The organism is Pusillimonas sp. T2, assembly GCF_002236805.1.
Taxonomy (GTDB): Bacteria; Pseudomonadota; Gammaproteobacteria; order Burkholderiales; family Burkholderiaceae_B; genus Neopusillimonas.
Genome location: NZ_NIQA01000009.1, coordinates 51,326 through 77,565, shown reverse-complemented (window position 1 = coordinate 77,565; position 26,240 = coordinate 51,326). Strand labels below are relative to the sequence as shown.

General features: G+C 57.3%; 26 protein-coding genes. 10 read left to right on the top strand and 16 right to left on the bottom strand.

Annotation, left to right across the window (positions count from 1 at the left end):
• The first annotated feature begins 13 nt into the window (after positions 1-13).
• The 5 genes from PuT2_RS13090 to PuT2_RS13070 are packed head-to-tail and all read left to right on the top strand — an operon-like array spanning position 14 to position 5,132.
• Entirely contained in the window at positions 14-1,981 is a 1,968-nt protein-coding gene (locus PuT2_RS13090; protein WP_093971437.1) for a TonB-dependent receptor, read from the top strand.
• On the top strand, positions 1,956-2,816 hold the full coding sequence (locus PuT2_RS13085; RefSeq protein WP_143516174.1) for an ABC transporter substrate-binding protein: 861 nt from the start codon (positions 1,956-1,958) through the stop codon (positions 2,814-2,816). Before PuT2_RS13090 ends, PuT2_RS13085 begins: the two co-directional genes overlap by 26 nt.
• The gene (locus PuT2_RS13080) at positions 2,813-3,790 is read left to right on the top strand and encodes an iron ABC transporter permease (RefSeq protein WP_093971435.1); all 978 of its coding nucleotides are present in this window, start codon (positions 2,813-2,815) and stop codon (positions 3,788-3,790) included. Before PuT2_RS13085 ends, PuT2_RS13080 begins: the two co-directional genes overlap by 4 nt.
• Positions 3,781-4,524 (top strand): ABC transporter ATP-binding protein, encoded by a 744-nt coding sequence (locus PuT2_RS13075; RefSeq protein ID WP_093971434.1) that lies wholly within the window; start codon positions 3,781-3,783, stop codon positions 4,522-4,524. Before PuT2_RS13080 ends, PuT2_RS13075 begins: the two co-directional genes overlap by 10 nt.
• A gap of 53 nt (positions 4,525-4,577) precedes the next feature.
• The gene (locus tag PuT2_RS13070; protein ID WP_158214046.1) at positions 4,578-5,132 is read left to right on the top strand and encodes an ATP--cob(I)alamin adenosyltransferase; all 555 of its coding nucleotides are present in this window, start codon (positions 4,578-4,580) and stop codon (positions 5,130-5,132) included.
• On the opposite strand, the gene PuT2_RS13065 is transcribed toward PuT2_RS13070, so the two are convergent.
• From PuT2_RS13065 to PuT2_RS13005, 13 genes are all read right to left on the bottom strand, one after another.
• Positions 5,083-5,757 (bottom strand): phosphoribosylanthranilate isomerase, encoded by a 675-nt coding sequence (locus tag PuT2_RS13065; protein WP_173862546.1) that lies wholly within the window; start codon positions 5,755-5,757, stop codon positions 5,083-5,085. The genes PuT2_RS13070 and PuT2_RS13065 overlap by 50 nt on opposite strands.
• Positions 5,758-5,782: 25 nt before the next feature.
• Positions 5,783-7,462 (bottom strand): TRAP transporter large permease subunit, encoded by a 1,680-nt coding sequence (locus PuT2_RS13060; protein WP_093971431.1) that lies wholly within the window; start codon positions 7,460-7,462, stop codon positions 5,783-5,785.
• The gene (locus PuT2_RS13055; protein ID WP_093971430.1) at positions 7,459-8,055 is read right to left on the bottom strand and encodes a TRAP transporter small permease subunit; all 597 of its coding nucleotides are present in this window, start codon (positions 8,053-8,055) and stop codon (positions 7,459-7,461) included. Before PuT2_RS13055 ends, PuT2_RS13060 begins: the two co-directional genes overlap by 4 nt.
• Positions 8,056-8,182: 127 nt before the next feature.
• Positions 8,183-9,007: a tRNA pseudouridine(38-40) synthase TruA gene (truA, locus tag PuT2_RS13050; RefSeq protein ID WP_093971429.1), complete on the bottom strand. Its 825-nt coding sequence runs from the start codon at positions 9,005-9,007 to the stop codon at positions 8,183-8,185.
• Positions 9,008-9,012: 5 nt separating this feature from the next.
• Entirely contained in the window at positions 9,013-10,665 is a 1,653-nt protein-coding gene (locus PuT2_RS13045; protein WP_093971428.1) for a FimV family protein, read from the bottom strand.
• A 1-nt stretch (position 10,666) separates the two neighbouring features.
• Complete coding sequence (asd, locus tag PuT2_RS13040) at positions 10,667-11,797, bottom strand: aspartate-semialdehyde dehydrogenase (RefSeq protein ID WP_093971427.1); 1,131 nt, start codon at positions 11,795-11,797, stop codon at positions 10,667-10,669.
• Between the two features lie 33 nt (positions 11,798-11,830).
• Entirely contained in the window at positions 11,831-12,907 is a 1,077-nt protein-coding gene (leuB, locus tag PuT2_RS13035) for a 3-isopropylmalate dehydrogenase (RefSeq protein ID WP_093971426.1), read from the bottom strand.
• Between the two features lie 130 nt (positions 12,908-13,037).
• Complete coding sequence (gene leuD, locus PuT2_RS13030) at positions 13,038-13,688, bottom strand: 3-isopropylmalate dehydratase small subunit (protein ID WP_093971425.1); 651 nt, start codon at positions 13,686-13,688, stop codon at positions 13,038-13,040.
• 12 nt (positions 13,689-13,700) lie between these two features.
• Complete coding sequence (gene leuC, locus PuT2_RS13025) at positions 13,701-15,101, bottom strand: 3-isopropylmalate dehydratase large subunit (protein ID WP_093971424.1); 1,401 nt, start codon at positions 15,099-15,101, stop codon at positions 13,701-13,703.
• A 101-nt stretch (positions 15,102-15,202) separates the two neighbouring features.
• Entirely contained in the window at positions 15,203-16,033 is an 831-nt protein-coding gene (locus PuT2_RS13020; RefSeq protein WP_093971423.1) for a M48 family metallopeptidase, read from the bottom strand.
• 43 nt (positions 16,034-16,076) lie between these two features.
• Complete coding sequence (aroC, locus tag PuT2_RS13015) at positions 16,077-17,135, bottom strand: chorismate synthase (protein ID WP_093971422.1); 1,059 nt, start codon at positions 17,133-17,135, stop codon at positions 16,077-16,079.
• Between the two features lie 83 nt (positions 17,136-17,218).
• Complete coding sequence (locus PuT2_RS13010) at positions 17,219-18,721, bottom strand: YdiU family protein (RefSeq protein WP_093971421.1); 1,503 nt, start codon at positions 18,719-18,721, stop codon at positions 17,219-17,221.
• Complete coding sequence (locus PuT2_RS13005) at positions 18,718-19,149, bottom strand: DUF2069 domain-containing protein (RefSeq protein WP_093971420.1); 432 nt, start codon at positions 19,147-19,149, stop codon at positions 18,718-18,720. Before PuT2_RS13005 ends, PuT2_RS13010 begins: the two co-directional genes overlap by 4 nt.
• 50 nt (positions 19,150-19,199) lie before the next feature.
• Here PuT2_RS13005 and PuT2_RS13000 point away from each other — a divergent pair, with 50 nt between their 5' ends.
• Positions 19,200-20,540 (top strand): YihY family inner membrane protein, encoded by a 1,341-nt coding sequence (locus PuT2_RS13000; protein ID WP_254047005.1) that lies wholly within the window; start codon positions 19,200-19,202, stop codon positions 20,538-20,540.
• Entirely contained in the window at positions 20,533-21,000 is a 468-nt protein-coding gene (locus PuT2_RS12995) for a CBS domain-containing protein (protein WP_093971419.1), read from the top strand. The genes PuT2_RS13000 and PuT2_RS12995 overlap by 8 nt, the downstream gene beginning before the upstream one ends.
• Positions 21,001-21,100: 100 nt before the next feature.
• On the opposite strand, the gene dusA is transcribed toward PuT2_RS12995, so the two are convergent.
• On the bottom strand, positions 21,101-22,045 hold the full coding sequence (gene dusA / locus PuT2_RS12990; RefSeq protein ID WP_093971418.1) for a tRNA dihydrouridine(20/20a) synthase DusA: 945 nt from the start codon (positions 22,043-22,045) through the stop codon (positions 21,101-21,103).
• 179 nt (positions 22,046-22,224) lie between these two features.
• Here dusA and PuT2_RS12985 point away from each other — a divergent pair, with 179 nt between their 5' ends.
• Both PuT2_RS12985 and PuT2_RS12980 read left to right on the top strand, forming a co-directional pair.
• Positions 22,225-23,193, top strand: coding sequence for a homoserine kinase (locus PuT2_RS12985; RefSeq protein ID WP_093971417.1), 969 nt, complete (start codon positions 22,225-22,227; stop codon positions 23,191-23,193).
• A gap of 87 nt (positions 23,194-23,280) precedes the next feature.
• Positions 23,281-24,096 (top strand): BPSS1780 family membrane protein, encoded by an 816-nt coding sequence (locus PuT2_RS12980; protein WP_173862545.1) that lies wholly within the window; start codon positions 23,281-23,283, stop codon positions 24,094-24,096.
• Between the two features lie 27 nt (positions 24,097-24,123).
• Here the strand turns inward: PuT2_RS12980 and PuT2_RS12975 are convergent, their stop codons facing one another.
• Positions 24,124-24,972, bottom strand: a complete 849-nt coding sequence (locus tag PuT2_RS12975; protein ID WP_093971416.1) for a PHP domain-containing protein — start codon at positions 24,970-24,972, stop codon at positions 24,124-24,126.
• A gap of 36 nt (positions 24,973-25,008) precedes the next feature.
• Between PuT2_RS12975 and PuT2_RS16175 the strand changes: the two genes are divergently transcribed.
• Complete coding sequence (locus tag PuT2_RS16175; RefSeq protein ID WP_256387485.1) at positions 25,009-25,140, top strand: hypothetical protein; 132 nt, start codon at positions 25,009-25,011, stop codon at positions 25,138-25,140.
• 295 nt (positions 25,141-25,435) lie between these two features.
• Here PuT2_RS16175 and PuT2_RS12970 read toward each other — a convergent pair whose 3' ends face one another.
• Entirely contained in the window at positions 25,436-26,230 is a 795-nt protein-coding gene (locus PuT2_RS12970; protein WP_093971415.1) for a GntR family transcriptional regulator, read from the bottom strand.
• Positions 26,231-26,240: the final 10 nt, after the last annotated feature.

Below are 26,240 nucleotides of genomic sequence, written 5' to 3'. Positions count from 1 at the left end.
CAAAGGGAACACCATGCAAACTCGTCTTACCCCCCTGGCAGCCTTGCTGTCAGCGGCCATCTTTACGCCCGTTCACGCCGAACGCCTGCTCGAACCCGTTGTTGTTACGGCTTCGCGTTTTGAGTCCGCCCAGCAAGACCGCCCTATCGCAGCCCAGGTCATTACCGCCCAGGAAATCCGCGACAGCTCGGCCACTAATGTGTCCGAAGTGCTGAGTAAACTGGGTGGGGTTTACACTCGCACGAATCTTGCGGGCTTACCCGACGCCAATCTGGATTTGCGCGGCTTTGGCATGACAGGCGACCAAAACACGCTGGTACTGCTCAACGGTCAGCGCATTTCAGAAAATGAAAATGCACCGGCACGCCTTTCGTCCATCCCCATCGAAACCATTGAACGCATCGAAATTTTGCGAGGTTCGGGCGCGGTGCAGTATGGCGGCGGCGCCAGCGCCGGCACCATCAATATCATCACTAAATCTCCTGTTGGCACACCGCTATCCGGGTATGTGTTTACCCAAGCCGGTAGTCATAAGTCACGCGATGTACGAGGCGGCTTGCAAGTCGGCGGCGAGCATTGGGGCGGGCGTTTGGATGCTCAACGCTACGAATCGGATAACTACCGCGCCAACAACCGCGCCACAAGTAACAACGTCAATGGCGAAGCCCGTTTCGGCAATCAAAATGATTTTGTGGCCTTGTCGTTCATGGCCGACGAGCAGAAGTCGGGTTTGGCCGGCGACCGCACCGAAGCACAACTTGACTCCGACCGGCGAGGTACAAAATCGCCTGATGACTACTTGAACAGCCGAAGCCACATGTTTGCCTTGCGTGGCGAAAAAGCGCTGGGTGCGGTCACGCTAGCGATGGACACCAGCTATCGCGAGAAAAAAACCCGTTTTATGTACACCGGCTGGGATTACAAGTCTGAAGACGATATCGACGTGTTCAGCATCTCACCGCGCGCAATCTGGCAAACCGAATTCAACACCATCAAGAACAGCCTTAGCGTCGGACTCGACTGGAGTGACTGGTCTGCCAAAAAGAATACTTTCACAGCGTCGACCGGCACACAAAGCGGCGACGAACGTGGCAAGCAGACCAACAAAGCGGTGTATTTACGCAACGAAATGGATTTTGCGACAGGAACACGTGTCAGTCTCGGCGTGCGTCGTGAAGCTGTCGAGCAGCATCAATGGCAAAAAATCGGCACGCGCTCAGACCGCCGCGCCAATCACCATTTGACGGCACACGAAATTGCGATCCAGCAAACCCTAGGCGCAGGCCTCTCGGCCTACGCCAGAACGGGGCGTAGCTTCCGGGTTGCAAACATCAATGACAACAACTGTTTTTCAGCCCCGTGCGCCGACTTGCTCAGGCCGCAGCAGTCGCGAGACACTGAAGTTGGTATTGAGTGGCAAAATGCCGTGGCTGGCCTGCGCGTTGGGCTCTTCAATATGGATGTGACCGACGAAATCCATTACAACGCGCTAACCTTCACCAACATGAACTTATCGCCTACCCGCCACCGCGGCCTTGAGCTGGAAGGTCGCGTCGCCTTATGGGATAGCGTCGATGTTGCCGTCAACTACACCCGGACACAAGCGACCTTCCGTGAAGGCACCTACAACGGTATTAATGTGGCAGGCAACCGGGTACCGCTCGTACCCAAAGACCGCATTGGCGTCAACCTGGGCTGGCAAGTGACGGCCGCGACCCGGGCCACGCTGTACGTGCAGTATGTTGGCAGCCAACGCTACGACAATGACCAGGCCAATCGCTTCAGAAGCATGCCCTCTTATACGATTACCGACTTCAAAATCAGCCACCAGATCAACAACTGGCGACTGGCGGCGGGCGTAAACAATTTGTTTGACGAAAAATACTATTCATACGGTATCGTGAATGGTTCAAACACTTCATTCAATGCCTACCCCGAAGACCGGCGCAACTTCTATGCCAGTGCCGAGTATCGTTTCTAAGCGAATACTTTCAGCCGCCTTGTGCTTCGGGGTGTGCCTGGGCAGCTTGCTGCCCGGGCTGGCCACCGCTCAAGCAGCGGCACAAGCCTTGCCGGCGGCCGTACCGCCGCAGCGTATTGTGTCGCTCGACCTGTGCACTGACTGGATTTTGGCGCGTCATGCCGATGCAGCACAGGTCGCGGCATTGTCACCCGTCAACCCACCCTATCAGCCCAAAGGGCTACAGCGCGACTGGCCGCGCCACGACGGCACACTCGAACGCATTATTGAACTCAAGCCCGACCTGATCATTACCGGCGAATACAACGCTATTACGCTGCGCAACCGCTTGAAAACCCTGGGCTTCAGGGTCGAAATACTGCCCTTGCCAACCAGTCTGGACGGCATTCGAACCTACGAACACCTTGCGCTTTCCTTACTGAATAAACCTGCCGGGCGTGCACATCCCGGCGCAGCGCCGCATCCCCAACCTGAAAAAAACGCAGAAGCCGAGACCAACACGGCACCACGACTGCTGTTACTGGGTGCCAACGGAGTCGGGACTGGCACAAACACATTCGAACACGATGTGCTGACGCAGGCCGGCTGGCGCAATTATCTGGACGCGCCCGGCTACCAACAACTTGATTTGGAACGCGTTGTCACCGACCCGCCCGAGGCCATACTGTGGGCGTCTACCGAGGGAAATGCTTTGGCCAACGCTTTCTCGGCGCACCCCGCACTGCGCAACGCCCTGCCGCCAAACCGATGGCTGTCGACCGATTACTGGCGCTGGCAGTGTCCTGGCCCCTGGACGTGGGAATTGATAGACGACTTGCACAGGTGGCTTGAATGACGACATTAGTCTGTCTGGCCGTCATGCTGGCAGCGGCAATCACATCGCTGACAGTGGGGTCTACACCCGTTGGCGTGGTAAGCGGACTGCTCGACTGGATACGAGGAGACGCCACGCCGGCAGCCGTGATTATTGGCGACATTCGTTTGCCACGGACCCTGCTGGCGCTTGCTGTGGGCGCAGCCCTTGGTCTGAGCGGCGCCGCCCTGCAAGGGCTGTTGCGCAACCCGCTTGCTGACCCCAGCATTACCGGAGCCAGTCAGGGCGCTGCGCTGGGCGCGGCCGCCGTCTTTTATTTTGGCCTGCTGCCCCAATTGGGGGGACTCGCTCCGGCGGTAGCCGGACTGGCCGGGGCCGGGCTGGCGCTGATGCTCATGCTATGGCTTGCCGGCACAGCACAAGCGGCCACTGTTATTCTGGCTGGGCTAGCGGTATCGACCCTGGCCGGAGCTGCCCTGGCCGCTGTGCTTAATTTCGCGCCCAACCCCTACGCCATGCAAGAGTTGGTCTTCTGGCTGCTGGGCTCAGTGTCCGAACGCGGCATGAGTCATTTAGCCATATTGATTCCTGCATTGGCTGCGGGCACCCTCTTGATCTGGCGGCAACGCCAACTGCTGTCGGCATTGAGTCTGGGCGAGCAAGTGGCACAAAGTATGGGGCTGAGTTTTGCACAAGGCAGCCGCCATATCGTGTTGGGTGCCGCATTGCTGGTGGGGTCTTCCGTCGCGGTGGCAGGCAATATCGGCTTCGTGGGCCTGCTGGTGCCGCACATTGTGCGCCCGTTCGTCGCGCATCGGCCCGACCGGCTGCTGATTCCTTCCGCACTGGCCGGTGCCGCACTGGTCTGCATCGCCGATATTTTTGTACGCTTGATGCCAGCCGGCCGAGAAATAAAGATCGGTGTTTTGACGGCCTTATTAGGCGCCCCGCTACTGCTGTGGCTGATCTGGAGAGGACGCAAGCAATGGCAGTGATCGATGTCCGTCATTTATCGCTTCCCGATCGGCTAAATGACATCAATTTCTCGGCCCATGCCGGCCAATTAATCGGTGTCATTGGCCCCAACGGGGCAGGTAAATCAACACTGCTTCACTGCCTTGCCGGCTTGCTGCCTTACCACGGCAAAAACCTTTTCAACGGGACCAATATAGCCGCCATGGCGCCGCGTGAACGCGCACGCCGCATTGGCCTGCTTCCTCAACAAGGCGATAGCGTCTGGCCATTATCGGTGCAAGACATCGTGGCCATGGGTCGTTTACCCTGGGGCGACAACGATGCCGCTGCCATTACCGAAGCAATGACGGCGGCGGGCATCGCACACATGCGCCGTCGACGTATCGACAAACTGTCAGGTGGCGAACGCGCCCGTGTTTGGCTCGCACGTGTCCTGGCAGGCCGCCCCGATGTGCTAATTGCCGACGAGCCCACCGCAAGCCTTGATTTGTTCTACCAACGCAGCGTAATGAACAGCTTGCGCACCTACGCCAACCAAGGGCATGTCGTCATTATTGCCTTGCACGACTTCGCCTTAGCCGCCCATTACTGCGACCAGATTTGCCTGATGCACGAGGGCCAAAGCGAATGCGTAGGCACACCGGCCGAAGTCCTGACACAAGAGCAGCTCAGCCGCGTGTTTCGTACCTCTATTCGCGTGGACCTGGACGCCGACCCACCCGTAATTGCGGCATGCTATGCCGCGTCGCGTTAACGGGTACGACCCGACCCAGACCCCTGGCTTTAGATCAAACGCACATAGAACCTATGAAACCCGGCCAAAATATTGACGAGCTCTGTTACCCGTTCATTTACGAAACATCGGTATTGTGTGATTTTGAAGTCGTGACCGATGAGCTGTGCGGGCATATTGGCGCGGCGCTGTCTTATATGCCGACCGACATGCCCGACCTGATCGCCGACCTCGACCGTCTGCAACCGCTGGCCTTTCATGTCAATGGCTCAATTCGAGGCCGGCTGGCAGTCGACGACCTCGATATTGCGTGGTTGCAATCCAGGTTGACCCACTATCGGGCGCAGATAAAAGACCGCGTCAACGGCTTTGTATTGCCACGTGGCATTGCGCCCATCCCCCAGCTTCATCTGGCGCGATCAGCCGCCAAAAAAGCTATCAGGGCCATGGTGCGTGTAGAACAAGAAGGTAGGGATGTACCCATGATTTTGCCGCGCTTGTGCAACCTGATGTGCAACTTCTTTTTTACATTGACGTTAGTCATTAACCAAAGACGAGGGGTTGAAGAAGTAGCCTTCGTCAGCAAGAGCTACGGGCCCCCGCGTCGGCCTGCCCCACGGCAGCAATAAACTCAGCCACACGTTCAGGTGCTTTAACGCCTGGCGAGACCTCTACCCCGCTACTGACGTCTACAGCAAACGGGCGCACACTTGCCATGGCGTCGGCCACTGACTGTGCGTTTAGCCCGCCGGCCAGGACCAGGGGTCGAGCGTTTGGATCCGCGCGCAAGGCATCGAGCAAAGAAAAGTCGAAACTGCGCCCACTACCGCCATAGCCGGCGCTGTAGCTGTCGAAAAGCCACGCCGATGCGTCCGCGAACTCAAAGCACGCCGCGTGAACTTTTTGCGGAGTTTCTAGCCCGGGGCCGCCCACGCGAAAAGCACGCATATAACGCCGCCCGAATTGGCGACAGTATTCAGGAGACTCGTCGCCATGAAACTGAAGGACATCGGGCTGAACCTGATCGATCACCTGGTTGACATGATCGGCATCGGCGTTGACAAACAAGGCAACGACATCAACCAGCGCGGGTACGGCCAAACGCAGGGCACGTGCCTGATCAATGGAAACACAACGTGCGCTTTTTGGATAGAACACCAGGCCAATGGCATCGGCACCCGCCGCCACGGTGGCGTGAACATCTTCGCTACGCGTTAACCCGCAAACTTTAATCCGGGTTCGATACTGCATCATAAAAAGCCTTTAAAACAAAGCGGCATTACTGAAAAGCGGCGGCCGCATCCGGCGTGCCTTCAGCGTTGTACCCACCATAATCGGTGCCATAGTTGGCGCCTTGCAGGTCGACGGTAGCGGCGTCTTGCACAGGCGCATTTGACTTGTAATGCGTCACCATGCCCGGGAACACCAATACAGCCGCCACCATCAGCAACTGAATTACGATGAACGGGATGGAGCCCCAATAAATTTCGCCGGTGGTGACCTTGGCCACCCGCTGCCCGGTGACGCGGTCGATATAGTCGGACTTAGGCGCGACCGACCGCAGATAGAACAAGGCAAAACCAAACGGCGGGTGCACAAACGACGTTTGCATATTGACGGCCAACAATACACCGAACCAGATCAGGTCTATGCCCATTTTGTCGGCGACAGGCCCCAGAAGCGGCACAATAATAAAGGCCAACTCGAAAAAGTCGAGAAAGAACGCCAGCACGAACGTCAAAACACTAACAACGATAAGAAAGCCCCACTGGCCGCCGGGTAACCCGGCCAGCAAGTGCTCAACCCACAAGTCGCCGTTAATGCCGCGGAAGCTCAAACTGAAGATAGTCGAACCGACCAGTATGAACACCACAAAACACGACAGGCGCGTGGTGGTTTCCATCGCTTGCTTCAATAGCTTTAGCGTAAGGCGGCGGCGCGCAAGCGCCATGAGTAAAGCCCCCACGGCCCCCATGGCGCCGCCTTCGGTTGGCGTGGCCAAGCCAATAAAAATTGTGCCCAACACCAAAAAAATAAGAAACAGCGGCGGGATCATGACAAACGTGACCCGCTCGGCGATTTGCGATAACCAGCCCAGCTTGAGCCCTTTATTAAGCAGCGCAATTACCCAGGCCGTCAGCCCGCCCGCCAACAACACAATGACAACCTTCTCGTCAAAGGGCACGTCGGTACGGTCGGCAAAATAATGCTGCGTGGCAAAGTAAGCGGCCGCTGCCGATAACAGCACAAGAACAGACAGCGACCGCAAACCGCGTCGCCCGTTGGGTTCGACATACACCCTGGCCTCGGGCGGCAAGGCAGGCGCGGCTGAAGGCTTGAGCAAACTGACAATAATGACGTAAGCAATATAGGCACCGGTAAGCAACAAGCCGGGCAACATGGCGCCACGGTACATGTCGCCGATAGAGCGACCCAATTGATCGGCCAGAATAATCAACACGAGCGATGGCGGAATAATTTGCGACAACGTACCCGAAGCGGCAATGACGCCGGTGGCCAGCCGCCTGTCGTACCCGTAGCGCAACATAATGGGCAGAGAAATAAGGCCCATTGAAATGACGGAAGCCGACACCACACCGGTTGTCGCGGCCAGCATCGCACCCACCAGCACCACAGCGATGGCCAAACCGCCACGAATCGGACCGAACAACTGGCCGATGGTTTCGAGCAAGTCTTCAGCCATGCCGGATCGTTCGAGGATCAGCCCCATCAGGGTGAAAAATGGTACCGCCAGCAGGGTATCGTTGGCCACAATACCAAAAACGCGCTGGGGCAAGGCCTGAAACAAAGCGGGCTGAATCATACCCAACTCGACCGCCAACAAACCGTACAAAATGCCGATAGCCGCAAGCCCGAACGCGACGGGAAACCCCAGCAGCAAAAACACCACCAAGTTAAAGAACATGATGGGCGCGAGGTTCTCAACCAGAAACATCATGGTTTGACTCCGGTGCCATTCAGGTTTTCGGCATGCACACCGTCTACCAGCGTCATGTCATCGTCTTTTTGTACCAGCATGGGGTCATCGCACTGGCCACGCAAGAAACCCACGCATTTAATTAAATGCGATACGCCTGCAAGCGCAAGCAGGCCAAAACCCACCGGTATCAACAGCTTCGCCGGCCAACGGATCAATCCACCTGTGTTTGACGATTGTTCGTTGAGCACGAACGAATCGACAAACATGGGAATGGACAACAAGAAAATAAGCAGGCAGGCGGGCAGCATGAAAAACAGAACGCCGAAAATATCAATTTTGACTTGGGTGCGACGGGATAATTTTTGCGACAAGATGTCAACGCGAACGTGCTCGTTGCACAAAAAGGTGTACCCGGCCGCCAGCAAAAAAATGGCGCCAAACAAATACCACTGCAACTCGAGCCAGGCGTTGGAACTGACATGAAACGCCTTTCGCACCACGGCGTTACCCGCGCTGATGATCACCACGACCAATGTCAGCCAGATAACGACCCGCCCTACCAGGCGATTAAGCGCATCGATTGCGCGCGCCACTGAGAGTAAAAAGGTCATGGAATTGACTTGAAAAAGAAATATTCGGGAAACGCTGAGACAGATTCTAACGCGCCGGACGTAGTCGCGGCATTATCCCGGCGTGCTTGCCTTACGGCCTGCTCCATGAACAGCACGCCTGCAACTGTTAAAAAAGGGGCTGTAAACCCGAGCCCGCCAGCCCCAGATGATCGATAAAATTTTTGTGCGCATCGACAATTGGCAACCCGAAATGAGCCGGATAATCGACACGCGCAAAATACAAGCCATTGGCGGCAAACGTAGGCGCGGCCAAACGACGATCACGCTCGGCAAGCAATGTATCGACCCATGACGCAGGCTGTCGGCCTAAACCCACGTAAAGCAAGGTCCCCATCAGGTTGCGCACCATATGATGCAAGAACGCATTCGCCTTGAAGGTAAAGATGAAAAACTCGCCATGCTGCTGGATGTCGGCGATTTCAAGGGTACGCACAGGGCTGGCCGCCTGGCACTGAGAAGACCTGAAACTGCTGAAATCGTGCTCGCCCAAAAGACGGGCTGCGGCATTGCGCATGGCGTGAAGATCTAGCGGCTGATAAGCCCAACCCGCCCGGGACCGGGTCAATGGTGAGCGTACACGGCTGTTACGAAGCACGTATACATAGGTTCGAGCCGTAGCAGAAAAGCGCGCATGGAAATCGTCGGGCACATGAGCGGCCCACTGCACTGCGATGCTGTCGGGCAGCAACGTGTTCAACCCCCTCACCCAAGATTCAAGCTTGCGCTCTACCGAGGTATCGAGGTGAACAACCTGTCCAACCGCATGCACGCCCGCATCGGTTCGGCCCGCGCAGACGGTTTCTATAGGCTGGGTAGTAAACGACAGCAGTGCCTTATGCAGCTCGTCTTGTATGGTCTGTCCGTCGGGTTGTGTTTGCCAACCGCGCCAGGGCGCACCATCGTAGGCCAGGCCCAATGCAATACGAGGCATAAGACTTACGTACGCGTTCCGGGTTTCTGGTTGTCGTCGTCGAGATCAAGGTTGATGCCCTGAAGACGCTCACGCACCATGTCTTCGGTAATACCGGAGTCGGTCGAGTCGTCGGCGCGACCCACGCGACGCAACAACCACGCAACAACAAGCACAATAATTGCCAGGATGCCGGTAATGATGACCAGCAAATTATCTTGAAACCACGACACAGGAGTGACAGCCTTGGAAGGTGAGGAAGACGCCGATGAGGCATCGGATGAAGCACTGTTTGCGCCCGGCGACGACGCGCCCGGCATTGAGGTTGAACCGGCCGACGCAGCGGTTACGGACACGCCCGAACCTGTTGCGCCCGCCGTTGATGCGCCAGCGACGGTTTCGGTGGCAGCACCACCGGCGGCCGTAGCCCCGGTGGCGCCGTTAGCGGCGGTTGTTGCTCCGGCCCCTGTCGTTGCAGACGATGCGGAACCCGCTTGCGCGGATGCACCGGCGGTCGTTGCAGCTGCACCGGTATCGGCGCCAGATGCAAGATTAGACGCCGTTTGCGCCACTTGCCCAACAGCTTCTGCTAAAGCCGAGACGCCATCGGCGACAGCTTCAGTCGCCGCCGGCCCCTGCTGTTGCAAAGCTTGGTTCAGGGTTTTAACGTTTTCTTCGAGGTCGGCGATACGCTCACGAGCCTCTTCAGTGTTTTTCTGAGTAGCCACGCGCGCGTCGTCGGCGGCGGGTGCGCCAGACGCCGTTTGCGCCGAAGCCAAAACGAGCTTGTCGGCCGCACTTTGCGGCGTGCTTGACATTGAGGACGACGTATTGGCCGCTGGTGAAACGCCACCGCGGTCGGTTGCACCAGACTGCAACGACGCGCCGGTTTGACGTGCCAGCCGTTGCCGATATTGTGCAAATGCCGCCGCATGTTGCTGGAACACGCGACGCGCCTGCGCGTCGGTAAGTGCGGTTAGTGCGGCTTGGTCGGGTACGACGAGCGACGCACCTGCCTTGACCAGGTTGACGTTATCGCTGATGAATGCATTGGGGTTAGCCAACTGCACCGCGACCATCCATTGATACAACGACACGCCAGGCACGGCGTGACGACGCGCCAGCGAGAACAGGGTGTCGCCCTGACGCACCTGGATAGCCGGGCGGCTTTCGCCCTGCACTTGCGGCGGGCTGCCAACACCCGATGACGACATGATAGGCGCCTGAGACTGTGCAGCGCGAACCACTTGCATGTCGGTAGGCGCCAGCAAGCTGACCTGATGTTGCTGCTGGCCGGACGCAGAACGCACGACGAGCAGGAGGTCGGCCACATTGGCCGACAAAGGTTGCGCCGAGCTAACCGTGATGGTGCGAGACCCGGCCCGCATACCGTCGACCAACCCCACTTGCATGGAGGATAAATCGACGGGCGGCGTCAAACCGGCCTGCTGCCAGGCTGACGCCGGCGCCACCACAACCGATAACGACTGGATATCGTCGGGCGTAAGGTTGTGCACCGGCACCTGGACACGTAAGGGCTGGCCTGTTGACGACAACAGGCGCGAATGCCCGAAACTCATCGCATGAACTGAAGTGCTGAACGACGCGGCGGCCAAAATAACCGCAGACACCACACGTAAAGACAACTTGTTTACAGCCCAGCGATGAGATTTGTGCATATTAGAGTTCGCCCAAAGTGATGCGCAGCATGCGACGCAGCGGCTCGGCAGCACCCCACAACAGCTGATCGCCAACGGTGAAGGCGCTAAGGTACTGCGGCCCCATCGACATCTTGCGCAGACGGCCTACAGGAATGTCGAGTGTACCTGTAACAGCCACAGGCGTCAGCCCCTGCATGGTGGCTTCGCGCTCGTTAGGAATGACCTTGGCCCATTTGGAACCCTCGCGAATGATGTCGGTGATTTCGTCGAGCGGGACATCACGCTTGAGGTGCAGCGTAAGCGCCTGGCTATGGCAGCGCATGGCGCCGATACGCACGCACAGACCGTCGATGCGCGTTGGCTCGGTGCCAAAAGCCTCGCCGCGACCCAAAATTTTATTGGTCTCGGCTTCGGCTTTCCATTCTTCACGCGACACGCCGTTACCCAGATCTTTGTCGATCCAGGGAATGAGGCTGCCCGCCAGCGGCACACCGAAATGGTCACGAGGCAAGTCGGCGTCTTTTTGTGTTTGCAGAACGCCACGATCGATTTCGAGAATGGCCGATGCGGGATCGTCGAGCAAGGATTTGACCGACTGGTTAATGATGCCGAACTGGGTGAGCAGTTCGCGCATGTGCTGCGCACCGCCACCAGACGCCGCCTGGTAGGTCATGCTGGTCATCCAGTCGACCAGGTCGTTGTTGAACAAACCTGCCAGACCCATCAGCATGCAGCTGACCGTGCAGTTACCGCCCACAAAGTTTTTAACACCACGCTGCAACGCAGCATCGATGACCGCCCGGTTGACCGGGTCGAGCACAATGATTGCGTCGTCTTTCATGCGCAAGGTGCTGGCCGCGTCGATCCAGACGCCATCCCAGCCTGCAGCACGCAGTTTAGGATAGACCTCGGTGGTGTAGTCACCGCCTTGGGCCGTCACAATAATGGGCAGCTTTTTCAGGGTTTCAATGTCGTAGGCATTTTGCAGCGGGCCCGCGCCATCGGCCCAGGCGGGTGCTTTGCCACCGGCATTGCTGGTGGAAAAGAAAACGGGCTGGAACAAAGAGAAGTCGTTTTCGTCGCGCATGCGCTGCATGAGCACCGAACCAACCATGCCGCGCCAGCCGACCAAACCTACTGATTGAGTCATAAAAAATTCACCTGAAAGTTAAAAATAAACGTTCTATTCTAACGCTTTAAGTACGGCGTCGCCCATTTCAGAGGTTGAAACGCGTGTCGTACCTGCCTCGTAGATGTCGGCTGTACGCAAACCTTGCTGCAAGACTTTCTGCACGGCCGCTTCGATGCGATCGGCCTGAGGTGCCGCGTCGAGCGAGTAACGCAGCATCATGGCGGCCGACAAAATAGTTGCCAGCGGGTTGGCGATGTTTTTGCCAGCAATATCGGGAGCCGAACCATGGCTGGGCTCGTACAAGCCCTGGTTAGACGCATTCAGCGAAGCTGAGGGCAACATACCAATGGAACCCGTCAGCATGGCCGCTTCGTCGGACAAAATATCACCAAACAGGTTACCGGTGACGATGACGTCGAATGCCTTGGGCGCACGCACCAATTGCATGGCGGCATTATCAACATACATATGTGTCAGCTCGACATCGGGGTATTCTTTGGCGACGTCGATCATGATGTCGCGCCAGAACTGGGAGGTTTCGAGCACATTGGCTTTGTCGACGCTGCACAGCTTTTTGCCGCGCTTGCGTGCTGCCTGGAAAGCCACATGGCCAATACGGCGCACTTCGGTCTCGGCGTAGTGCATCGTGTCGAACCCTTGACGGTCGCCCTTGAAGGGGCCATCGGACAATTCGCGTACACCGCGGGGCTGACCAAAATAGATGTCACCGGTCAGCTCGCGCACGATCAGGATGTCCAGCCCGGCCACGACTTCGGGCTTAAGCGACGAGGCGTTAGCCAGTTCGGGGTACAAAATGGCAGGACGCAAGTTGGCAAACAACCCCAAGGCACGGCGCAGGCCCAAAATAGCTTGTTCTGGGCGGTGTTCACGCGGCAGATTGTCATATTTCCAGTCGCCGACAGCACCAAACAAAATGGCATCGGCCTTCTTGGCCAGCTCGAGGGTAACCGGCGGCAAGGGGTGACCATACTGATCGTAAGCTGCACCACCCACTGGCTGGGTTTCAAGATCCAGATCCAGCTTCAGGGCGCCCAACACGCGCACGGCCTGCTCAATAATTTCTGTACCAATCCCGTCACCGGGCAACACCGCAATTTTCTTAGTCATAACGTATCTATAAAAATAATTGTCAGAAACAGCGTGGCCCGCAATAGCGGGCCGCTGCGTGCTGCGGCCAAACCGGCGACAACACAAACAAAGCTTGCACACGCATGCGCGTGCAAGCTGAGAGGACGGATCAGGCCCCGGGCTGACCCACAAGCCAGGGATGACGTGCCAGACGTTCAGCTTCGAACGCCTTGATTTTGTCGGCCTTTTGCAAGGTCATGCCGATGTCATCCAAGCCGCTCAACAAGCAATGCTTACGGAAAGGCTCGATATCGAAAGACAGTTCACGCCCGTCGTCAGTGACGATTTTTTGCGCGTCCAGGTCGATGCTTAAACGATAACCCGGCTTGGCGTTGACGTCGTCAAACAGGCGGGAAATTTCGGCTTCGGGCAAGACGATGGGCAGCAAGCCGTTCTTGAAGCAGTTATTGAAGAAAATATCTGCAAACGAAGGGGCCAAAATCGCCCTGAAGCCAAACTGCAGCAAGGCCCAGGGAGCATGCTCGCGGCTGGAGCCGCAACCAAAGTTTTTACGCGCCAGCAAAACTGAAGCGCCCTGATAACGTTCTTGATTAAGCACGAAATCGGGATTTAAAGGCCGCTTGCTGTTGTCCATGCCGGGTTCGCCATGGTCAAGATAACGCAAGGTATCGAACAAGTTCGGGCCAAAACCCGTACGCTTGATCGACTTGAGAAACTGCTTGGGCATGATCAAGTCGGTATCGACGTTTTCGCGGTCGAGAGGTGCCACCAGACCTTGATGAGTAGTAAATGCTTGCATGGATAACCTCTTTTAAATAGCGCGAACGTCGACGAAATGGCCGGCTACCGCCGCAGCAGCTGCCATGGCCGGGCTGACCAGGTGGGTACGACCGCCCTGCCCCTGACGCCCTTCGAAGTTACGGTTTGAAGTTGACGCACAACGCTCGCCCGGCTCGAGACGGTCGGCATTCATGGCCAGACACATCGAGCAACCCGGGTCGCGCCATTCGAAGCCGGCTTCGATAAAAATTTTATCGAGGCCTTCTTGTTCGGCCTGGGCTTTGACCAGCCCCGAACCTGGCACCACCAGCGCCTGCTTGATGTTGGCGGCAACACGCTTGCCGCGCACAACCGCCGCCGCTTCGCGCATGTCTTCGATGCGCGAGTTGGTGCACGACCCGATGAAGACGACATCGGGGCGAATTTCGGTGATGGGCGTATTAGGTTCGAGCCCCATATACTTAAGCGCACCCTCGATACCGCTGCGACGCACAGGATCGGACTCGAGCGCCGGATCGGGGACGCGGCCGTCGACGGGCAACACCATTTCTGGCGACGTACCCCAGGTTACCTGGGGCTGAATATCAGCCGCTTTCAATTCAACCACGCGATCGAAATGCGCGCCTTCATCGCTGTGCAATGTTTTCCAGTAGGTAACGGCCTGATCCCACTGTTCGCCTTTGGGGGCATAAGGACGGCCACGGAAATATTCGATGGTTTTGTCGTCGACAGCGACCATACCCGAACGGGCACCGGCCTCGATGGCCATATTACAGACTGTCATGCGGCCTTCGATAGACAGGCTGCGCACGGCGCTACCACCGAACTCGATGGCATAACCCGTAGCACCGGCCGTACCGATTTGCCCAATGACATACAGCACGAGGTCTTTGGCGGTACAGCCGCGCGGCAATTCGCCCTCGACCTTGATCAGCATGTTCTTGCTCTTTTTCATGAGCAAGGTTTGCGTGGCCAGCACGTGCTCGACTTCTGACGTACCAATACCAAACGCCAGGGCGCCAATCGCGCCGTGCGTGCTGGTGTGTGAGTCGCCACAGACCACCGTCATGCCGGGCAACGTGGCACCCTGCTCGGGTCCAATCACGTGCACGATACCCTGGCGCAGGTCAGTCATGCGAAATTCAGTAATGCCAAAGGTTTCGCAGTTTTTGTCCAGCGTCTCGACTTGCAGACGAGAAATGTCGTCTTTAATACCCTGGTCGCGCCCGGCAGTGGGCACGTTGTGGTCGGCCACGGCCAAGTTGGCGCTGATACGCCAAGGTTTGCGGCTGGTCAGTTCCAGGCCTTCGAAAGCCTGGGGACTGGTGACTTCGTGCAACAACTGTCGGTCGATGTACAGCAGACAGGTGCCGTCGGTTTCTTCGTGCACAACGTGTGCAGACCATAATTTGTCGTACAGTGTTTGGGCCATGACTAGACTCTTGAGTAATTTGAAGAAGGCTACGCGTTTATTATGACAGCGCAGAAAGCTAGTACAAGTGCAGTAGATATACTGGTATAAGCAGTACCAGCCTAGCGGCGGCTTTGCTGATACAACGGCATCATTTGCGCAGCAATGTTTTGCAAATCGGCGATGCGCGTGTCGGCCGACGGGTGCGTTGATAAGAATTCAGGCTGCCCCGCCCCGCCGCTTACCACCGACATTTTTTGCCACAAGGTAACCGCTGCATATGGGTCGTAGCCGGCACGCGCGGCCAGCTCAACGCCCATACGGTCAGCCTCGATTTCGTGGGTACGGCTGTTGGGCAAAGTAAACATGACATTGGTAAGTGCCCCGCCCAGGTCGGCCGAGGCCTGACTACCGGTAACTGCCGCCAGTACCGACAACCCAATATTGGCAGCCATTTGCTGCGACACCTGCTCGCGAGCATGCTCACGCAAGGCATGGGCAATTTCGTGGCCGATGACTGCGGCCAGTTCGGCGTCGGACGCATTTAATTTGTCGATCAGGCCGGTATAAACGGCGATTTTGCCGCCTGGCATGCACCAGGCATTCACTTCATTTGATTTGAGCACATGAACTTGCCAGTTCCATTGCGCAGCATCGGGGCGAAACACACCGACCTGGGCAATCAGCCGCTGGGCAATGGCCTGTACACGGCGGGTTTGCGCCGCGTTGACATCAAGCGCCCCTTGCGCGCGCGCCTGAGAAATAAGCGTGCTGTACTGCGAGGCAGCCTCTTGTTGCAACTGCTGTTCGGACACCAGGCTGGACATATACTGCTGCCGCTGGATGCCCACGGCACCCGAATTGGTGGTTTGAACAGCGGCACAACCGGCAAGCGTCAGCGCAAGCACGGCTGCCCCAGCAGAAAGAAAACGACGGATGGCAACAGACTTCATTTTCAATCTCCTTCACACCAATACAAACAGCAACAGTAGCCCGCTAACCGCACTGGGCGCGATGGCGCAGCGCGTGATCCATAAGAATAATAGCCAGCAAGGCCTCGGCAATGGGGGTTGCGCGAATGCCTACGCACGGGTCGTGGCGGCCCAACGTTTGAACTTGCACAGGCTCGTTGGCGCGATTAACCGAACGACGCTCGACACGGATGCTGGACGTAGGTTTGATGGCCAACGACACCAGCAAGGGCTGACCCGACGAAATACCGCCCAACACACCACCTGCGTGATTAGTTTCGAAACCATCGGGTGTGATTTCGTCGCCGTGCTCGGAACCGCGTTGCGTGATACAACCGAAACCAGCCCCGATTGATACCCCTTTAACCGCGTTCAGGCCCATCATGGCATGCGCAATATCGGCGTCGAGACGGTCGTACAACGGCTCGCCCCACCCTGCAGGCACACCTTCGGCAACGACCTCGATGCGCGCACCGATCGAGTCTCCGTCGCGACGCAGCTGATCCATGAACGCTTCGAGCTCGGGGATGATGTCGGCGTTGGGCGCAAAAAACGGGTTGTTCTCAACGTGCGACCAATCTTGAAATGGAATGGAAACCGGGCCCAACTGGCTCATGTAGCCGCGAACCTTGATACCGTAAGTTTGCGCCAACCACTTTTTGGCAATAGCCCCTGCAGCGACGGTAGGCGCCGTCAGGCGCGCCGACGACCGGCCCCCACCGCGCGGATCACGATGTTCGTATTTTTTCCAGTAGGCGTAGTCGGCGTGGCCAGGGCGGAAAGTATCGGCAATATTGCTGTAGTCTTTGCTGCGGGCGTCGGTGTTACGGATAAGCAAACCAATCGGTGTTCCCGTCGTCACCCCCTCGTACAGACCCGACAAAATCTCAACCTGATCGGCCTCCTGGCGCTGTGTCACATGACGCGATGTGCCCGGACGACGGCGATCGAGCTCGGCCTGGATGTCATTGACCGACAGGGCCAGCCCAGGGGGGCAGCCATCGACGACAGCGCCAATGGCGGGGCCGTGCGATTCGCCAAAATTAGAAACACAGAACAACTTGCCTAGAGTATTGCCGGACATGATTAGCGGTATTTTTGAATAGGGTCAACGGTATATGAGCGAGCCACGCAGAGGCCACCCAGGAACAGAACATGATTATTGCATTATGACGAACAACTTACCGCCAGACCGCGCGCCCAATCGGGCGCCGGGGCCGCGTACGCCTCGAAACCGGGCCGCTCGGTAAACGGGTCTTGCAACAGCATCAGCAAGGTTTCGATTTCGGTAGCGTCGTCGCGCAGCGCGGCGTCGATGGCCTGCTGAGCCAAATGGTTACGCAGCACATACAACGGGTTGGCCGCGTTCATGCGGGCTACACGGGCCTCGGGGTTTTGGTCGTCGGTCGCCAGCCTTGCGGTGTACTGTGCGAGCCAGGCCTGGGCGGCATCGGGTTGGGTAAACAAGGACAAAAACAATGCCGGGTCTTGCGGGGCCTGTGCCAAATATCTAAATGACAAGGTGAAGTCGGCAGACTGGGTGTGCAGCAAGCGCCACCAGTCGTCAACCAATTGCGCATCGGTGTCTTCGTCCCAGTAGGTCAAGCCAAACTTGCGCACCAGGTTCGCCCGGTAGGCCTGCAAAAACACCGGTTCGAACTCTTGCAGCTGCGCCTTAAGGGCGTCAGGTTCGATGTCCAGCCCCGTCAGGGCGCTGGCCAAGCGGTAAAGATTCCAGTTCATGACCGATGGCTGCACATTCCAGGCGTACCGGCCATGGGTGTCGGTGTGGTTGCAAATATGGTTGACCTGGAAGGCATCCATAAACCCATAGGGCCCATAGTCGAGCGTCAGGCCAAGCACCGACATGTTGTCGGTATTCATGACGCCATGGCAAAAACCAACGGTTTGCCAATCGGCCACCAAACGAGCCGAACGACGCACAACCTCGCCCAGAAACTTGAGCGCCATATTTTGCAGTGGGTTGGCCCCACCCAGCGCGTCGTCGGTAGGCAATGCTTTAGCGCATTGCGGGTAAAACCGCTGAACGACGTACTCGAACAGCGCTTTTAAATGTTCGGGATGATTGGCCCAATGCTCGAACGAGCCAAACCTGACAAAGCTGGGCGACACCCGGGCAACAACTGCAGCCGTTTCGACGGATTCGCGATAGATTGGATCATCGGCAACAACGAGAGCCAGCGAGCGTGTCGTCGGGATACCCAGACCGGCCATGGCCTCGGCCGCCAGGTACTCGCGTACCGACGAACGCACCACCGCCCGGCCGTCACCGCGCCTTGAGTAAGGCGTCATACCCGAACCTTTCAGTTGCAGCTCGAAAGGGCCCTGATCTGTGATGATTTCACCCAGCAAATGCGCCCGACCGTCGCCCAATTGGCCGGCCCACACGCCAAATTGATGCCCGCTGTACACCGCCGCCAGGGTCATGCCCCCCGGCAAGGGTTGATTGCCCGCGACCACATCAAGGAAGCCGGGCGAGGCCAGGTCGGCTGTAGACAAGCCCAGCATTTGAGCCACTTGAGGATTAGCATGCAGCAACCGCGGGCGTACCAGCGGTTGTGTTGGCAACGCGGTGTAAAAATCGCCCGGCAAATTAGCGAACGAATTACCGACATTTAACCGGCCAAACGGCGAGCTGGAAGTATTCATTTGACGCCCGATGCCGAATTGCCTGAGTTATTGGCGCCCTGCCCAGCCGCGGCCTGAGCCTTTTTAGCGGCCTTGACAGCCTTTTTGGCCGGCATGACATACAAAATGGCGCACAGGTAGAACACCAGCGACAACACGATTTCGACACCGCCCAGCATGGCCGACAATGGGGACGGATCGGAATAAGCCCGGACAACCCCCTCCATGAAGTACAGCAAAATCAGCATGGACGCCCATTGCAGCGTGTACACACTACCCTTCAACACACCGCGCAAGGGCAATAATAAAGGCAATACTTTAAGCACCAGCAAAGAGCCGCCCGGGCGCAACGGGGCCAGGCCAAGCTCCCAAACCAGACACAATACGATGAGGCCCACCAACGACGCAATGGCACCGTAGCGGTAAACAGGATTAAGTTGGGGTTTCATACTGGTATTATTACCCGAATGCCGATCTTCGTCATGAACGCAATCACCGAATGACAAAACCAGAAGCCGAATCCCGTAGCGCTGCCGACCCGCTTTCAAAAAGGTTGGGCCAATGGTGCTGCGATGCCCGGCAAGTGTTGCACTACGCCATGCAACGCGCCGCCGAAAAAAAATTGACGCAGGTGGCATCCAGCCTGACATTCACTACGGTGCTGGCCATTGTGCCCATGCTGGCCGTAATTTTGGCCCTGTTCACCGCGTTCCCGCTGTTTGCCGACTTTCGCGAAGCCCTTGAAAACTTCCTGGTCAACAGCCTGATGCCGCCCACGGTGTCTGACACTGTCATGCGCTACCTTAACCAGTTTGCCGCGCAGGCCTCGGGGCTAACAGCCGTGGGCACTGTGTTTTTGCTGGTGGTTTCGGTCATGCTGATCATGACCATCGATACCGCGTTAAACGACATCTGGCAGGTAGAGCAACAGCGCCCATTACCGCAGCGCATACTGGTGTACTGGGCCATTATTACGCTGGGGCCGGTGCTGGCCGGGGCCAGCCTTTGGGTCACGTCGTATCTTGCCCAACAGGCCGTATTCAACGTTGGGCATATCACGTCGAGCGTGCGCTTCTGGCTGTCGTTTATACCCATGTTCATTACAGGGCTGGCCTTTACCGCCTTGTTTGTCTGCGTCCCCAACCGACATGTATTCTGGCGCGATGCGCTGGCCGGCGGCTTTGGTACCGCGATCGTCCTCGAAGCCATGAAGTCGGGGTTTGCGCTCTACATTACCAAGTTTCCGTCGTACACCATTATTTACGGGGCTTTCGCCACCCTGCCTATTTTCCTGCTCTGGATTTATCTGTCGTGGCTGGCCATTTTGTTTGGCGCAACGGTTGCCGCCACCTTGCCCAGCTTGCGCCTTCGCCGCTGGGCCGAACAACGCCGGCCCGGGGCCACGTTCATCGACGCCATACGTATCATCCGTCTGCTGCGCAGTACACAGGCAAGTGGCGAACCCGGCCGCAGCACCCGTTTTCTGGGGGCCCATTTACGTTTGCACTACAACGAACTTTCTAACGTATTGGCCACCCTCAAGCAGTTGGGGTTTGTCGTGCCCACGCAAAAGAAAGGCCAAGATTGCTGGGTGCTGGCCTGCGACTTGCGCGAAGCCCAGTTAGGCACCCTGATTGACGCACTACTGATAGAGCGCGGCCAAAACGGCCTGGCCGACGACCCAAGCCTGGCCGCTGCAGTATCGATCGCTCTGGCGGCCCAACAAAAAATAAGTATTGAAGACGTACTGAACGGGGAAATCGCTATACCCGAAAGCCCCGGAATAGTGCAGAATAATTCAACAAAACCAGAAAAGCCCACGGAGGCAAGCCATGCTTAAAGTCAGTGAAATTCTACGCGTTAAAGGCAATACCCTTTACACGGCCACCCCCGACACCCCTATCAACCAGGCGCTGGCCACCATGGCCGAACAAGACATCGGTTCGCTGGTCATAATGGAACACGGTGAACTGGTCGGCATGCTCACCTTTCGCGAAATCATTCGTCACCTCACCAAAAACAACGGCCTGATTGGCGATTTCACCATTCGCAGCGTCATGGACGACGCTCCCGTCAGCGTAACGCCCAACACCAGCGCCGACGAAGTCCAGCGGCTCATGCTCGACAAGCACGCGCGCTACATGCCCGTCATGGACGGCCCGGTGCTGCTGGGGGTGATTTCGTTTTACGATATGGCCCAAGCCATTGTGGCCGCGCAAAAGTTTGAAAACAAAATGCTCAAGGCTTACATACGCGACTGGCCCGAAGGCCAGGAAGACCCGGAAGACGATAAGGTATGAAAACGGGGGCAACATGCCCCCGTTTGCTTTAAGGCATTGTGATGCCTGCCACTACACGAAAATACGCTGTATATCTTGTCACCGTGCATTGCGTGCGTTACTACTGCCCGCTGGGTACCTCGACCTGAGCCAACGCGGTTGCAATAACGGCCGGGTCGTTTGCACGCAACAGGTTAGGGTCAGACAGCATACGGCGCCACCGACGCGCCCCATAAAGCCCTGTCATCCATCCCAGCATCGGCCTGACCACCACCCGTAGCGGCACCCCCCTGGCCACCTGCTGGGCGGCGTAATTCATCATGGCCGAAACAACGGCCTGTCGCGTACCCACTGGGGTTTCGGGCCAACATTGCCGACTGATGTCAGACAACACCCCCGGGTCGTGCCAAGCGGCACGCCCCAGCATCACGCCATCGAATTGATCCAGCAAACCCACAGCCTGTTCGGCTTGCGCAATGCCCCCGTTAAGCACCACGACGGCATCGGGAAAATCGGCGCCCAGTCGCGTCGCCACCTCGTAACGTAACGGCGGAATTTCGCGATTATCTTTCGGGCTTAACCCCTTAAGCACGGCATTACGCGCATGCACAATAAACACTCGACATCCGGTGTTGTAGATTTCGCCCACAAAGTCGCGCACGAAATCATACGATTCGTTGTAATCAAGGCCAAGACGATGCTTGACAGTAACGGGTACCGACACTGCATCTTGCATGGCCTTGATGCCGTCGGCCACCAAGCGGGGTTCGGCCATCAAACAAGCACCAAACGCCCCTTTTTGCACCCGTTCTGAAGGGCAACCGCAGTTCAGGTTGATCTCGTCGTAGCCCCACTGCTCGCCAATGCGGGCAGCGCGCGCCAGCGCATCGGGTTCACTACCGCCAAGCTGCAGGGCCACCGGGTGTTCGGCCGGGTCGAAATCCAGCAGGCGCGGCAACTGCCCGTTTTCAATCGCACCCGTCGTAATCATCTCGGTGTACAAACGGGCATGCGGCGCCAGCAACCGATGAAAGAACCGGCAATGGCGATCGGTTACGTCGATCATAGGGGCGACGCACAAGCGCCAGCCCGGGTGCCCGCGCCGAATGGCGCCTGAAAAATCCGTCACAACAAGACCTGTTTGAAGAGAATGCCTAAAATTTTAACGCCTGCGGGTCACAGGCTGCAGCGGGTAGACTAAAATCGGCCCTTTGACGACGCAACCTTAAATTTTTTATTCGCGCCATGGCCGTTTTTACCCCCGTTTCCGACTCCGACGCACAACACCTGCTTTCCCGTTATTCGCTGGGCGAACTGGTCTCGTTGCGCGGCATCACCGCCGGTATCGAAAACACCAATTATTTTTTAACGACCACACAGGGCGAATATGTCTTGACCATTTTCGAGGTCTTGACCTTTGAACAGTTGCCGTTCTATATCGAACTGATGCACCACCTGGCCGAACAGGGCATACCCGTGCCCGAACCGCAAACCGATTGCGACGGCCTGCGTATTGGCAAACTGCATGGCAAACCCTGCGCCATTGTTACCCGCCTGAATGGCGGCTACGAGCCCGACCCCAGCGCACGCCACTGCGCGCTGGCTGGCGAAACCCTCGCCCGCACACACCTGGCCGGGCAGTCGTTCGGTATTCACCAGCCCAACCTGCGTGGGCTGGCCTGGTGGCAAGCCACTATTCCCCAGGTGCTGCCGTTTTTAAACGGCGAACAGACCGAGCTTATCCAGGCAGTATTGCGCGAACAAACAGAATTCTCGCAAACCAGCACCTACCAGCAACTGCCCTCGGGCCCGGCCCATTGCGACCTGTTCCGCGACAACGTTTTGTTCGACGGCACGTTCGAAAGCCCCCGCATGGGCGGTTTTATTGACTTTTACTTTGCCGGCTGCGACACCTGGCTGTTCGACGTAGCCGTCAGCGTCAACGATTGGTGCATCAACCGCCACGACGGCAGTTTCAACACCGAAAAGCTCAACGCCTGGCTATCGGCTTATGCGGCTGTCCGCCCCTTTACCGATGCCGAAAAAGCCGCCTGGCCGTTTATGCTGCAAGCCGCTGCCCTGCGGTTCTGGGTATCGCGCCTGTACGATTTTTTCTTGCCCCGGCCTGCCCAAACCCTAAAGCCGCACGACCCCACCCACTTCGAGCGCGTACTTGTTGCTCGCCGTGCCCACGCCCCTGCACTGACAGGTTAAACGGCAACGCGCTCTGGGTTAAAACAGCGCATTGGCGTTTTTGCCCGGGCACCGACAATTTTTACCGTAACTGGAAACTTACCGCGCATGCAAGCCGCCATTCTTCCTTACTCCGCCGGTTGGCAATGGATCAACGACGGTATCCAGCTGTTCAAGCGCCAGCCCATGGCCATGTTCTTCTGGAGCCTGGTTACGGGGCTGCTGATTACCATCACCTACCTTATTCCCCTGTTCGGCCAGATGGCGCTTATTGCCGCTATGCCGTCGCTGACCTTTATTACCTTGAACGCGTGCCGTCACATCGAAGCCGGACGGCAAATAATGCCCGGCATGTGGCTGGCCCCCATGCGCGACGCCGTCGCCCGCAAGGGGCTGTTTCGGCTAGGGCTAGCCTACTTGGCTTGCTGCCTGCTGGGCGGCCTGATCGCCACCGTACCCTTTTTAGACAGCCTGATGGCGGCCGTTAATACCGACGGTCGCATCGACGAAGCGGCATTACTGCAGGCCGTACAGGGGCCATTTATTACATTTGCTGTTATTTATGTACTGATTTCGGCCTTCTTCTGGCATGCCCCGGCGCTAGTGGGCTGGCATCATATTCGCATGACGCAAGCGCTGTTCTTTTCGATGGTAGCCTGCTGGCGCAATAAATGGCCGTTTTTGCTGTATGGCGTCAGTTGGGCCGTAATATTCTTGGGCGCCCAGTTTGCTGATGGCTTTTTGATGCAGTTGGGCTTGTCGGCCGCCACCGCACAACTGCTCATGACCCCCGTCAATCTGTTGATTGCCGCCGTGCTGTACTGTAGCTTTTACCCAACCTACATGAGTGTTTTCGGCAATAATTACGCCCGTCAGAACGACCTGACCCCTACCGACGAGCACACCCCGCCTAACGCGGGTTAGGCCCAGGCCACAGGCCATGCCTGCGCCCTACACCCAGTCGGCCCATACCGGCTTTAAACCCTGCGGCAACGGGGGCAAAGCGCCCAGGTCGACCGGGCTTTCGTCTGGCGAATGGAAGTCGGACCCGCGCGACGCCTTGAAGCCATAGTGCTTTGCTATTTGCGCGTAAGTGGCGTACTGGTCGGGCCGGTGGCTGCCCGTGACCACTTCAATACCCTGCCCCCCAGCGTCACGAAACACCCCGTACAAGGCATCGAACTGGGTGTCGTCAAACTTGTAGCGGCCCGGGTGCGCAATAACCGCCATCCCGCCCGCTGCCTGTATCCAGCCAACGGCGTCTTCAAGCGAGGCCCAACGGGTAGGTACATTACCCGGTTTACCATCGCCCAGATAGCGGTCGAACACCTCTTGCATGGTCTTGAACCAGCCCCGGCTTACCATGTAGCGCGCAAAATGCGTACGGCTCAGCAATTGCGGGTTGTCGGCATAGGTCAAGGCGCCTTCATAGCAGCCGTCAAACCCCAAAGTAGCCAATTTGTCGCCCATGTCGCGGGCACGGCTTTCGCGCCAGCCGCGCAACTCGTTCAAAGCATTGACCAGACCGGCGTTTTCCGGGTCGATATTCAGCCCCACAATGTGCACGGTTTGACGCGCCCACGACACCGAAATTTCTACCCCAGGGATGAACAGTAAGCCATGGTCGGCCGCTGCTTTGGCCGCCGGCCCCAATCCACCCAGTTCGTCGTGATCGGTTAAAGACCACACCTGCACCCCCTGCTTGCACGCGCGCTGCGCCAGCGCCTCGGGCGCGAGCACGCCGTCGGAAAACGATGAGTGACAGTGAAGGTCGACGTTAAGGGGTGCGGCTACAGCCATTGAAGGTGTCCTGGGGCAATTGAAAATTCATTTTATATGAGTTCTTTTCTATATTTATACAGGCCGGGTTCAGTCACCATGGGGCAAAGCGACATTGCGCTGCCAGTAGCGGTGATGCTGGAAGCGCTCGGCATTCAAGACGGCATTGGAGTAAAGAAAAACGAATAACATGCCACCGTACATAATCCGTCACGTTCAGGACCAGTCTTGCCGTGAAGCATCACACCAATTCCATTAATCGTCCGTAGGGATGGGACTTTCCTAACCAGTGCAATATCCCCGGGAACCTCGTGATTCTGCCTAACTAGTAGCCAGGTTAAATACGTCGCTGGCCGTGACGCGGCAAAAGTTTTTTAATTCAGGTTAGTGCGGGAGATTGCTTTGAGCAATACACATGGCGCATTTGGGCAAACCGCACCTAGTCACGAGCTTCAACTTCCAAACCCAATCTCGTGAGATCTACTTATTTCGCGCTGGCGGAGACCCTCAGCAGACGGTCACGCGTATGCGTGGAATGGTTTTTGGTGAGTTCTACGAATTTGTCGACAAGCCCCAATGCGAACGCTTGTGCCAACTGTATGTGCTCGTCTTGCGGCTGGTTAACGTTGCCGGTGAGCCGGCTTTCAGTGCGCGTGTAAAGCTCAACTAGATTATACGAATGCCGCCAAGCTTCCAAGTGCCGTGGGCATTTGGACGGCTCAAATAAAGCAGAGTGAAAACTGGTGTGAATATCGTGCCAATGCGCAAAGCTGTCTGGGTCAGCAACTTGCGGAAGCGCCGACATTTCGTGCGCGATTTGATAAACCTTGCCGATATCGGCTTCCGTACGTTTAACAATAGCGCGACGCGCGAGTTCTGTTTCAAGCAAACAACGTAAATCAAACACCTCTTCAATTTGTTCGGCTTCGAGCGAGATAACCGCATAGCCGCGATTCGGGCGCGACCTCACAATGCCATCAGCCTCCAGCCGCGACAGGGCTTCACGCAGGGGGCTGCGGCTGACACCCAGGTAGGCCGCAATATCTTCCTGACGTAACGCCTGCCCAGGCTTGAAAAGCCCGTTAAAAATTGCAGACTGCAGTTTTTTATAGATAACGGTAGGTAATGTTGCGTTGCTTTTGACGTTCGGCTTGGTCATTAGGCTAAAGGCGGCAAAAGCACGCCCGACACGATGTTTGGTCGTTCGTGATTGTAAGTCGATCGCCAGCAGCTTGTATACCGAAGGGTGTTTCGACCGACTTATGCCGTTGGATTCCATCCTCTAATGT